This is a genomic window from Thermoflexus sp. (genome assembly GCF_025055495.1).
GTDB lineage: Bacteria > Chloroflexota > Anaerolineae > Thermoflexales > Thermoflexaceae > Thermoflexus.
This window is the reverse complement of record NZ_JANWXB010000180.1, coordinates 1-4,163: the sequence shown is the minus strand read 5'-3', so window position 1 is coordinate 4,163 and position 4,163 is coordinate 1. Positions and strand designations below refer to the sequence as shown.

3 protein-coding genes are annotated in these 4,163 nt (G+C 65.0%); all 3 read right to left on the bottom strand.

The genetic code is table 11. From position 1 onward, the window contains the following. Positions 1-618: 618 nt before the first annotated feature. Entirely contained in the window at positions 619-1,221 is a 603-nt protein-coding gene (locus NZM16_RS06245; protein WP_295452233.1) for an HD domain-containing protein, read from the bottom strand. A 49-nt stretch (positions 1,222-1,270) separates the two neighbouring features. Further along, positions 1,271-2,011: an MBL fold metallo-hydrolase gene (locus NZM16_RS06240; RefSeq protein ID WP_295452235.1), complete on the bottom strand. Its 741-nt coding sequence runs from the start codon at positions 2,009-2,011 to the stop codon at positions 1,271-1,273. Between the two features lie 135 nt (positions 2,012-2,146). Then, the coding region (locus NZM16_RS06235; protein ID WP_295479356.1) for a DNA gyrase subunit A at positions 2,147-4,163 on the bottom strand (2,017 nt) is incomplete at its 5' end.

Here is a 4,163-nt window from a genome sequence, read left to right as displayed (position 1 = left end):
AGCCCAAAAATATTTTTTCTCCCCCCTCCATGAGGCCCTGGGGAAGGAGCCCAGCCCGCTTCCCTCCCGAAGGCGCTTGGATCGGACTCGCCGCCTGAAGTTGCACAGGGCATAGAATATCCTAGAGGTGCGGGCCCACGGCCCCGCCCCCTAATCCCCCAAGCATAACGAAGCGAAGAAATCCAATAAGCGCGTTATTTGAAGCCTGACAAGGGATGATCCACGCCGGCACGATGGTAGGTCGATTGCCAGCTGAGGTCAAGCAGACTGGGTGCCGGCGGCGGGCGGAACCTGAGGGTGCCCCCTTCCTAAGGGGGACAGCCAGCCCTTTGGAGAGAAACCACGCATGGCTCCTGTCCGGCCCTCGCGCAGGCCGTAACGCGAACCACCCGATGGCGGGGCCCGATCCCCTCTTCCCCGACCTCCTCCTCCCGTGGCGGAGCAGCCTGGGAGGGGATCCGAAAACCCCTGCCAACCATCCGGCCCAACCAGGGGCACAGGGCCTGAACATGAGCCACCATGGACGTGAAACCCCGCCGGTTCAGGTCAGCGGGGTTTCAGCATCATTGAATATAGGCAACTGGAGGAAAGCTTGTCAAATCCATCGAAGCGAGGAGCTCAGCCCTCGAAATCCTCGCCGTGGATCTCCGCCTCCAGCCATTCAATGGCCCGTCGCATCCGATCCAGACGGGCTTCCGCCCATCGCCGTCCGGTTTCCGTCTGCATCCGCTCGGGCAGAAGGCGGATCTTACGGAAGAACTCATGGGCAGCGGAGTCCATGCCCGTCTCTTCTTCCCCAACCGCTATCCAGAGCGGATGGCAGTGGGCGCCGCTGTAAGCGAAGAGGCGCGCTAGGCCAATGATCCCCAACGCATCCAGTTTGTCGGCGTCAAAGAGCACGCGGGCCTCCAGGGTGCAGGCGACCCGGGGCTCCCGGAACCGATGGGCTTCGATAGCGTGAGCGACCGCCTCGATGAACTCGGTGGATGCCCCTCGCTCGGTCAGCCACCAACGGGCGAAGGCCGCTGAGGCAATCGCATGATCCGCCTCCTCCCGACGCACATCGTGAAGCAACGCCGCGGCCCGCACGACCGCCGGATCCGCCCCCTCGCTGCGGGCGATCCGTTCGGCCAGACGCACGACCCGCAGGATATGCTCGAAATCATGAGCCGGATCGCGATCCGCATATAGCGGGCGAACCTCTTCCGGATCGATCTCCATCCCTATCCCCCTTGAGGGCTGACCCCATGTGGAACCTCTAACAATCCGCTTACAGCACCCGCATTCCATCCCTTCCGATCTCTACCGGACCCGCAAAGGCTTCCCGGGCGCGCGACTTCCATTCCTCCACATCGACCTCTGGCGGCACATGCACCAGAACCAGCCGTCGCACCCCTGCCTCCCGTGCCACCCATCCGGCGCCCTCCGGCGGGGTATGCCCCGGATACGAACCTGTCGCCTCGTGGATCAGGACATCCGCGCCGCGGGCCAGTCGGATCATCTCCGGGCAGGGCGCGGTGTCCGCGGAATAGGCGGCCACTCCCTCAGGGAGCTCCATCCGCAGGGCCAGGGTGGGAACACTATGAGAAACGGGCGCGGCGATCAGGCGAATCCCTCCGGTTGCTTCCACCACGGCCCCAGGCTCCAACGGGATCGGCCGCCAGTTCACCGGGAACATGCCATTCCAGGACTGCCACTCAAACAGCTCCAGCAAGGCGCGAGCCCGTTCCATCACGTCCTCCGGGCCAGCGATCCAGAGCGGATGGGCCCGCCCTCGCAGCCACAATCCCATCAGAAGCACCGGCAGCCCGCTGAGATGATCGGGATGACGATGGGAAAGGAAAACCCCCTCCAGACCCATAGGGTCCAGGCCTGTGCGACCCAGACGGTGGAGCGGAGATCCGCCCGCCTCGATCAGGATCAGGCGGCCTGCATGCTCCACGACCAGACTGATGTAATCCCGTTGGGGATCGGGAACCGCACCGGAGGTTCCCAGAAGCCAGAGACCCATCGCTCGCTCAGCTCCGCGACCTTCGGCATCTCTGAAAATCCTGAGAGCCCTCAACTACCGCTTTGCAATGAACAGAGCACTACCGACGGATCGTTCATTACAGTGCATCCATGGAACCGAGTGGGAACAACAGGCCTATCGGGTATTCTTCGCTCGGCGCTCCCTTCGGCCGTTCCGTCCGCTTCCCTTTTCGTAAACCGCCGGAGCGATCAGACGGATCATCGTTTCATTGTTCTTCAGGCTGACCACCAGGGTCCCCGGCCGCGCCCGACTGACCCGGGGGAGATCCTTCACCTTTACCGCCTTCACGGTCCCCCGGCTGCCCACCACCCATAGGGTCTCCTCTTCGTCCACTGCGGCGACCCCCACCACGAGCCCGGTCTTCTCCGAGACCGTCGTTGTCTGGACACCCACGCCATACCGGCCCTGTCGGGGATATTCTTTAGCCGCTGTGCGCTTCATAAAGCCATGGGCCGTTCCGATGACCACGGCTCCCTGGGGCTTCACCAGGGCCGCCCCCGTCACCTGATCCCCCTCCCCCAGCTTGATGCCCAGCACCCCAGCGGCGCTCAAGCCCATCACCCGCACCTCATCTTCCGCAAACCGGATGGCCTGGCCCGCCGCGGTGGCCAGCAGGATCTCCCCATCCCCATAGGTCGTGAAGGCCGCCACCAGCGCATCCCCATCGGCCACCCCCATCGCCGGAAAGGCGCCCGGGCGGTTCAGGTCGGCCCAGGCCACCCGCTTGCACATGGCATTCCGGGTCACCAGAAATACATAGGGGCCTGCCCCGTTCGCATCGACCCGCCCCGGCATCGGCAGCGCGGCGACCACGGTCTCACCCTCCGGGAGGGCGATCAGATCCGGAATGGGAACTCCCTCCTCACTCTCTGGAATCCGATGCACCGCGACAGCCGCTGCCGTGCCCCGGTCGGTGAAGAGAACCACCGCACCACGGGTGTTCCCTCGCACCAGCGCCACCGGCCGATCCCCATGGGGCCATGCCGGCCCGCCCCGCAGCGGCGTTCGGACGATCCGGCCGCCCATCGTGATCGCCACCCAGACCGGCTGATCCGGCATCAGATCCTCCACCGTGAGGGCGCCGCGCGCCCGGTCGGCGATGAAGGTCCGCCGCGCATCGCCATATTTGGCTTTGAGCTCCTGGAGCTCCTCCCGGATGGCCGCCAGGATCTTCTTCGGATGGGCCAGCAGATCCTCTAGCTCGCGGATCCGGCGCTGCTTCTCCTTATATTCGGCCTCGATCTTCTCCCGCTCCAGCCGTGCCAACCGCCGCAAGGGCATCTCCAGGATGGCCAACGCTTGGACCTCTGTGAGCCGATAACGTCGCATCAGACCGGCCTTTGCCTCCTCCGTATCCTTCGATCGCCGGATCAGCGCGATCACCTCATCGAGATGGGCCAGGGCGATCCGCAGCCCCTCCAGAATATGGGCGCGCTCCCGGGCCCGGGCCAGCTCATATTCGCTGCGACGGCGGATCACCTGCTGGCGATGCTCCACGAAGAGCTGGAGGGCCTTTTTCAGGGGAAGCAGGCGTGGCTCCCCCTCCACCAGGGCCAGCATCTGGACGCCGAAGGTGATCTGCATCGGCGTGTGCTTGTAAAGGGCGGCCAGCACCTCGCGGGGATCGGCGGTCCGGGCGACCTCGATGACCAGCCGCATCCCCCGCCGGTCCGATTCATCGCGCAGATCGGTGATCCCCTCCATCCGCCCCTCGCGGACCAGCTCGGCGATCCGCTCGATCAGGGCCGCCTTGTTCACCTGATAGGGCAGCTCCGTCACCACAATACGAACCTTGCCCCGCTCCGCCTCCTCGATGTGAGCGCGGGCCTGAACGACAAACTGTCCCTTCCCCACGGCGTAAGCCGCCCGCAGCGCATCTGTTTCGCCATCATCAGCATAACGGAACACCACCCCACCCGTTGGGAAATCCGGGCCCTTGATGAATGCCATCAGGTCATCGACGGTAATGCGATCCAAGCGCCCCCAGTGGTCGATCATGTAGCATAGCGCGTCGCAGACTTCGGCGAGGTTGTGGGGGGGGATGTTGGTCGCCATCCCCACCGCAATCCCCGACGCCCCGTTGATCAACAGCTGTGGCGCCTTCCCCGGCAGCACCACCGGCTCCCGCAGC

What these genes read in the sequence shown, in the direction of transcription:
- NZM16_RS06240 (WP_295452235.1), bottom strand. Translation starts at nt 2,011, where the DNA reads ATGGGTCTCTGGCTTCTGGGAACCTCCGGTGCGGTTCCCGATCCCCAA.
- NZM16_RS06245 (WP_295452233.1), bottom strand. Translation starts at nt 1,221, where the DNA reads ATGGAGATCGATCCGGAAGAGGTTCGCCCGCTATATGCGGATCGCGAT.